This window comes from Paraburkholderia sp. Ac-20347, from assembly GCF_017104805.1.
GTDB classification, from domain to species: Bacteria; Pseudomonadota; Gammaproteobacteria; order Burkholderiales; family Burkholderiaceae; genus Paraburkholderia; species Paraburkholderia tropica.
Genome location: NZ_JAAGPN010000355.1, coordinates 1 through 6,234, shown reverse-complemented (window position 1 = coordinate 6,234; position 6,234 = coordinate 1). Strand labels below are relative to the sequence as shown.

At 68.2% G+C, this 6,234-nt stretch carries 5 protein-coding genes and 1 pseudogene; all 6 read right to left on the bottom strand.

Annotated elements, in window-relative coordinates; genetic code table 11:
• On the bottom strand, positions 1–1,134 hold a 1,134-nt coding region (locus G3N97_RS35125; RefSeq protein WP_241031029.1), incomplete at its 3' end, for a protein-glutamate O-methyltransferase CheR.
• Positions 1,131–1,643, bottom strand: coding sequence for a chemotaxis protein CheW (locus G3N97_RS35120; RefSeq protein WP_205997437.1), 513 nt, complete (start codon positions 1,641–1,643; stop codon positions 1,131–1,133). The genes G3N97_RS35120 and G3N97_RS35125, both read right to left, overlap by 4 nt.
• Positions 1,644–1,689: 46 nt before the next feature.
• Entirely contained in the window at positions 1,690–3,363 is a 1,674-nt protein-coding gene (locus tag G3N97_RS35115; protein ID WP_205997436.1) for a methyl-accepting chemotaxis protein, read from the bottom strand.
• Between the two features lie 284 nt (positions 3,364–3,647).
• Entirely contained in the window at positions 3,648–4,322 is a 675-nt protein-coding gene (locus tag G3N97_RS35110; RefSeq protein WP_241031028.1) for a TetR/AcrR family transcriptional regulator, read from the bottom strand.
• 242 nt (positions 4,323–4,564) lie between these two features.
• On the bottom strand, positions 4,565–5,947 hold the full coding sequence (locus G3N97_RS35105; protein WP_205997434.1) for an MFS transporter: 1,383 nt from the start codon (positions 5,945–5,947) through the stop codon (positions 4,565–4,567).
• Between the two features lie 42 nt (positions 5,948–5,989).
• A pseudogene (locus G3N97_RS35100) lies at positions 5,990–6,234 on the bottom strand (hypothetical protein); the annotation flags it as partial.

The following is a 6,234-nucleotide window of genomic DNA, read 5'->3' as shown; positions in this document are numbered from 1 at the left end:
TCTTTCCCTACCGGAACGCCTTCCGAGCCCCCCCACCGTGCACCGCGCGTCCGCCGTCACGCTCGCGCCCGGCAGACAGCCCACCGCCAGCGACGACGCCAGCGCCTGCGGCCCGGCGGCCTCGCCATCGGCGCGCGTGGCTTCGGGCACGCGAAAACCGAATGCGAGCGGGATATACGCCGACTGGAATTCGTGGCGCATCATCAACCCGGTCTCGGCGGGACCGACGAAGATCATGCCGCCGTCGGCCAGACGCCCGCGCAGCAGACCGATCGCGCGGTCCTGCGCGGCGCGGTCGAAATAGATCAGCACGTTGCGGCAGAAGATGAAGTCGTAGCGCACCGGATGCGCCGCGAGCCACTCGAACAGATTCGCGCGCTCGAAATGCACGGCGCGGCGCACCGTATCGGCCAGCCGCCAGCCGTCCGGCCCGGCGTGAAAATAGCGCTCGCGAAACGACAGCGCGTCGCCGCGAAACGCGTTGCGGCCATACACGGCGCGCGCGGCGGCTTCAATCGACGCGGCGCTGATGTCGATTGCGTCGATGCCGAACTGCGCGTGCGAGAGCCCCGCATCGAGCAGCGCCATCGCCGCCGAATACGGTTCTTCGCCCGTCGAGCACGGCGCGCTGAGCACGCGCAGCACTTCGCCCGGATGCTTCGTCAGATGTTCGGCGCCGATGCGCGCGAGCGCGGTGAAGGCCTCGCGTTCGCGAAAGAACCAGGTTTCGGGCACGACCAGCGCGTCGATGAGCGCCTGGCGTTCGGCGGGCGCGGTCGTCAGGTAAGTCCAGTAGGCGTCGCGGACCTTGTCGGGCAGCGCGAGCCCGCCTTCCCATTGCGCCGGCACGGGCGGCTGCACGGGCGCGCCGTGAGCATGACCGTGATGCGAGGCGCGATGCGAACCGTGATGGCCATGTTGATGACCGCTGCGATGGCCGCCGTGGTGCGAGGCATGACCGTGCGCCGACGCATTGCCACCCTCGCCGCCCTCGCTGGCCGCCAGCATCGCCGCGATCATCGCCGCCGCGCGCGACGCCACCGCGCGCGCGAGCGCGTGCGAGCCGAGCGATTCGGCTTCGATGCCGGTTTCTTCGAGCAGCCAGGCGGAAAAACGCGGATCGACGGTCTTCATGGCGCAAGCTCGTCAGTGGCCACGCGCCGCCACGAAGGCGGATCGGGGAACAGCAGCGCGCGCACGCGCGCGTCGAGCAACTGATCGACCTTCACCCATTGCACGAAACCGTGCGCGTCACTGGCCACGGGCCCGAGCCAGCGCGCCTCGGGCGTGGCGATGCCGCCTTCGGCGAAGGCGTCGGCGGCGAGCGTCTGCGTGCGCGTCGCGCTTTCGAGCAGCAGCGCGAGGCAGCGCGGCGGCGTATCGATGTCGGCTGCATCGCCACCCGACGCCCCGTCGTTCACCAGCACGAGCCGCGTCGACATCAGCGCGCGCGACGGCCGCCCGAGCGCGAGCATCGCCAGATCGACGACCGGCACCGGCGCGCCGTCGTGATCGATCACGCCCGCGATATACGGCGGCGTGCCCGCGAACGCGCGCACCGGTTGCAGCGGCAGCACGCGCACGATTTCGCGCGCGTCGAGCGCGTAGCGTTCGCCCTCCAGCTCGAAGACCAGAAACAGCATCGCGGCTCCGTTCAGCGGCGCGTCGTCATGGGCGTCGGCATCCGCGTCACGCCTCGATCCTGAAGCGCGACACGCCCGTGCGCAGTTCGTTGGCCACGAGCGTCAGATTGTCGATGGCCTGCGACGACTGGCGCAGCGACTCCGCCGTCTGCTGCGCGGCCTCGGAAAGCTGGATCAGCGCCTGGGTGATCTGCTCGGCGCTGGTGGCCTGCGCCTGCATGCCGTCGTTGACCACCTGGAAGCGCGGCGCGAGCGTCTGCACCGCACCGATGATCTGCGAAAGCTGCACGCCGACCAGTTGCACGTCGTGCATGCCGCGGCGCACCTCCTCCGCGAACTTGTCCATGCCCATCACGCCCGCCGAGACCGCCGACTGGATCTCCTTGACGGTCTGCTCGATGTCGTAGGTCGCCACCGCCGTCTGGTCGGCCAGACGCCGGATCTCGGTCGCCACCACGGCGAAGCCGCGGCCGTATTCGCCGGCCTTCTCGGCTTCGATCGCCGCGTTCAGCGACAGCAGATTGGTCTGGTCCGCGACCTTGGTGATGGTCGCCACCACCTGGTTGATGCTCACGGCCTTCTCGTTGAGGATCGCGAGCTTGGCGTTCACCGAGCCCGCCGCTTCCATCACGCTGCGCATGGTGTCTTCCATGTGCGTGAGGCCGCTCTGGCTCGTGGTGGCCAGCGACGCCGACTGCTCGGCCACGGTCGCCACCTCGCCCATCGTGCGCACGAGGTCGCGCGCCGTGGCGAAAATCTCGCGCGAGGTCGCGCCGATCTCGGTCGTGGTGGCCGCCGTCTCGCTCGCGGTCGCCTGCTGCTCCTTCGAGGTCGCGGCCACTTCGGCCACCGAGGTCGTCACCTGCAGCGACGACTTCTGCGCCTGCGCCACGAGGCTCGCGAGTTCGTCGCTCATGCGGTTGAAACCGTCTTCGAGCACGCCGAATTCGTCCTGGCGGCCCAGTTCCAGACGCTGCGAAAGATTGCCCATGCGCATTGCATCGTGGACTTCGACGAGCCTTCCCATCGGCCGCGTAATCGCGCGATAGAGCAGATAGCCGGTCGCGAGCGACGCCAGCAGCACGATGCCGAGCGCCGTGGCGAGCGTGACCTCCGTGCCCGTGACCGAGCTGCGGATCGCGCGCGCCGATTCGTCGGCCTGCCTGCGGTTCTCGTCGACGACCGCGTTGACCGACTCGATCACCTCGCGCCAGGTGCCGTCGAGCTGCACGAACGAAGCTTGCGCGGCGGCGCGCTGCGCGGGCAGCTCGCGCGCGATCGCCATCAATTGCGGCAGATAGCGGCCGTAGGCGTCGCGAAAGCGCTGGAAGCGCGCGCGGTCGTCGGCGCGGTAGACCGAGGCTTCGTAGTGCGCGGCGTTCTGCTCGGTCTGGTTGACAGCCGCCGGCAGCAGCGCGAGCGCACGCGCCACGCCGGCCGGATCGGTTTCCACGAAGGCGGCGCGCTCGACGAGCGTGTACGTCTGATTGGCGGCGGCGCGCATCGAGGTCGAATAGAACAGGCCCGGCACGGAATCGTGCGTGAGGCTGAGGGCTTCGTCGTCGATGGTGCGCAAGCGCTCCCAGGAGATCGCAGCCGTGGCGAGCATCAGCACGAACAGCAGGCCGAAACTCACGACGATGCGCGTCCCGAGTGTGTAGCGACCCTGGGTCTGGCGCGGCAGGCCGGCTGAGCCGGAACGGGGCATGGCTGTGCTCATTACGCTTGGGCTTTTCCGGTTGGCGTCGGGAGGCGGCGTTTGCCGTCCGCGCACCGTGCGCGAGCGCACAGACGCCCCGGCGAAGGCCCGTCACACGGGCTTCCGGGGCGTAGTGTAATGCGTTTGAGCACTTTTATGCGATGAGGACACTACCTGACGAGGCGGCGCGGCAACGCTGAGCGCGCTTTTCGATATAGCGACAAGGCGCGGCGGACGCGCTCGCGCGGCTCGATCGGGCTGGCATCGCCCTTGGGTGTGCGCCGCTACGGGCTTGAAACGGTTGCTTAATCCGTCTTGCGCACGAAGCGCGCGACCGCGTCCACGACCATCTCGCGATGGCGCGCGCGCAGGCGCGGATGCGAGGGATCGCGGCCGAACGCGGCGCCGAAGGTGTGGCGATTGCCCACACGATGAAAGCACATCGAACTGATCAGCAGATGCAGGTCGATCGGGTCGATATCGGTGCGGAACACGCCCGCCGCCACGCCGCGCGCAAGCAGATCCTCGATCGTGCGGATCACGCTGGCGTTACGCGTACGGAACGTCTTGAGCCGCTCGATGTACTTCGCGCCGTGGATGTTTTCGATCGTCACGAGGCGCACGAAGTCGCGATGGCGGTCGTGGTAGTCGAAGGTGAATTCGACGAGGCGCTTGAGGCCTTCCTCGGGATCGAGTTCGTCGATATGCAGGTCCTGTTCGAGCGCGCGGATGTCGCCGTAGACCTTGTCGAGCACCGCTTCGTACAGCCCTTCCTTGCTGCCGAAGTAGTAATACAGCATGCGCTTCGTGGTGTTCGTGCGCTCGGCGATCGCGTCCACGCGCGCGCCCGACAGCCCCATCGCCGAAAACTCGGCGGTCGCCACTTCAAGAATGTTGCGCCTGGTTTGCTCGGGATCGTACTTGCGCCGGCTTTCGGATTGAGCGTCGTTGCGTTCGGCCGAAGCCGCCGGTCTTGCCATATCGTTGTTGTGGACCGCAGGGAGGAGGGATGCGGCCGATTCTAGCATGGCGGGGGCCGCGTCCCGCGCGGCCGGGAGAAGCCGGCCGGTGTTCCGGATGCGCGCCGCAGCGGGCGCGCGGCGCGCGGTTTGCGGCGGCCTTGCAGCGGCATTTCGCCGATCTTGCCGCTGCGTTGCAGCGCGCTTTCGGCGCGGCTTCATCGAGGTTTCATTCACGCCTCGACGAAGCCGCGCCCGCCGGTTCAAACCAGCTCGATCCGCTTGATATCGCCGACGATGAAGATATACGACGCCGCCCCGACCAGCGCGATCACGCCGATAAACACCAGCGCCCAGACGAACGAGCCCGTCACGCCCACGATCAGCCCGACCACCAGCGGCGTGATAATGCCCGCGAGATTGGCCGCCAGGTTGAAGATGCCGCCCGTCAGGCCCAGCATGCCGGCCGGCGCGATGTCGGAGACCAGCGTCCAGCCCAGCGCCGCCATGCCCTGCGCGAAGAACGCGATCGAGAGGATCACGATCACCGTCACGTTGCTTTCGACGAAGTTCGCCAGAATGATCGTCGAAGCCAGCAGCAGCCCGGCGATGATCGGCAGCTTGCGCGCCACGTTGGCCGAGTAGCCGCGGCGCAGCATCCAGTCGGAGAACGTGCCGCCGAACATCACGCCGATCGAGGCGGCGATGAACGGCATGATCGCGAAGAAGCCGATCTTGAGCCAGCCCATGTGGCGCTCGGTGGCGAGATAGGTCGGGAACCACGTCAGGAAGAACACGAGCGTGGAGTTGCCCGCGAACTGGCCGAGGCAGATGCCCGCGAGCTGACGGCGGCGCACCAGCTGGCCCGCGAGGCGCCAGTCGAAGCCCTTCTTCGCGCTCTTGTCGCCCGCCTGTTCGGCGGCGGCCTCTTCCTTCGCGGCCTTGCGTTCGTGCTTCGCCAGACCGCCGCCCGCCTCGATGTAATCGAGTTCGGCGCGGTTGGCCGCCGGGTGCTCGTGCGGCTCGCGATACAGGAACCACCAGATGAAGCCGAAGGCGATGCCCGCCGCGCCGACCACGTAGAACAGCGAGCGCCAGCCGTAGGCGCCCATCAGCGCGAACAGGAACGGGCTGAAGAACGCGAGGCCGATGTACTCGCCCACGGTGTAGGTGCCGGTCGCGAACGCGCGTTCGTGCTGCGGGAACCAGGTCGCCACCACGCGGCTATTGGTCGGGAAGCACGGCGATTCGGCCGCGCCCAGCCCGAGCCGGCAGGCGAACAGCGCGCCCACGCTGCCGACGAAACCCTGGATCAGCGTGCAGGTCGACCACAAGGTCATCGCGAGGAAGTACGTGAGCTTGCTGCCGAAGCGGTCGAGAAACACGCCGCCCGGAATCTGCGCAACCACGTAGCTCCACGAGAACGCCGAGAACACGAGGCCCATCAGCGCCGCGTTGATGCCCAGTTCCTTGGTCAGCTGCGGCGCCGCGATACCCAGCACGGTGCGGTCCAGGTAATTGATCATGGTGCCGACGGCGAGCAGGCCGAGGATGCGATAGCGCGCTTTCGAGCGCCGTACTGCGCCTGCGGCGGACGTCGAGGAAAGCGTCGGCGCGTCGCGGCCCGTGGATACGGGAGGTGCCATGTCTGTCTCCATTCCTGTAAGTGGCCGGATTGGCCCGGCTTGTTATTGGCCGGCGCCCTGGGCTGCGCCCGGTGCCAGCATCGACTGCAAATGCGCGTACATGCGCTCCGCGTCCGGCTCGACGCCGGTGAAGAGGCGGAAGGCGTCGACGGCCTGATAGACCGCCATGCCGCCACCGCTGAGCGTGCGGCAGCCGCGCGCCTCGGCGGCTTCGAGCAGCGCCGTGCGGATCGGGAAATAGACGATGTCGGCCACCCACAGGCCCGCGTGCAGATACTCGGCGGGCA